Below are 854 nucleotides of genomic sequence, written 5' to 3'. Positions count from 1 at the left end.
GTCCACGACGGCGACCGTGTCCCCGCCGGCGGCGGACCACGCGGGCTGCTCCACGGCGACGCCGTCCTCGTCCGCCACAGCGTGGCCGTGCAGGCGCAGGTGACGGGCCAGGACCGCCGCGACGGCGGCCTCCAGGCCCTCGCCGCCGTGCACGACCGTGATCGGTGCGCCGACGCCCTCCGCGTCAGCGACAGCGCGAGGGCGGAGGCGGCGAGGGCCGTCGGGCGGCGGTGGGCGGGGCGGCTCACGTGGCCACCCCGGCACGGGCGAGCGCCTCGGTGACCCAGGAGGCGGTGCGCAGCCCGCTGAGCTCCGCGAGGTCGAACCAGCGTGCGTCCGTCGAGGATCCGCCGACCTCAGGGCGCAGGACGCCGCCCGTGATGCGGGCGGTGTAGAGGACCTGCACGGTGAGCAGGGGCAGCGGCTCGCCCCGCAGGCGCTTCTCCACCGGGATCGTCCCGGTCGTGACGCCCAGCAGGCCCGTGAGCTCGGCGGTGTGGCCGGTCTCCTCCCACACCTCGCGCAGGCACGCCTCCTCCGGGCTCTCGCCGAGCTCGATGCCGCCGCCGGGCAGCGTCCACTGCAGGAACTCGGGCCCCTGCCACGAGCTGAGCAGGACGCGGCCGCCGTCCACGATCAGGGCGTAGGCGCCGGCGCGCGTCTGGAACGGGCCGGCGGGGTGTGCTCCGGCGGCGTCCGGGGCGGCGGGGGTGGTGCTCATGGCTGCGGACTCCTGGCGGCAGTGGGACGGCCCGCGGCGGGCGACGCCGGGGCCCGGCCAGTCTACGAGCACCGCCCACCGCGAACAGCGGCACGGTCCACCGACCCGCGCCCTAGGCTGGAGGACCACCCGT

1 protein-coding gene is annotated in these 854 nt (G+C 77.5%); it reads right to left on the bottom strand.

The window, feature by feature from the left end; translation table 11 throughout:
* Nucleotides 1-244: 244 nt before the first annotated feature.
* A complete protein-coding gene (locus QL983_RS11345; RefSeq protein ID WP_101965826.1) occupies nucleotides 245-721 on the bottom strand; it encodes an NUDIX domain-containing protein in 477 nt (158 codons plus the stop codon).
* Nucleotides 722-854 lie beyond the last annotated feature (133 nt).

The organism is Micrococcus sp. APC 4021 (assembly GCF_030407635.1).
GTDB lineage: Bacteria > Actinomycetota > Actinomycetes > Actinomycetales > Micrococcaceae > Micrococcus > Micrococcus luteus.
Note: the sequence above shows the minus strand (reverse complement) of the source record. Positions and strands in the feature narration are given on the sequence as shown.

Coding starts and splice junctions, on each gene's coding strand:
- QL983_RS11345 (WP_101965826.1), bottom strand. CDS start 721: ATGAGCACCACCCCCGCCGCCCCGGACGCCGCCGGAGCACACCCCGCC.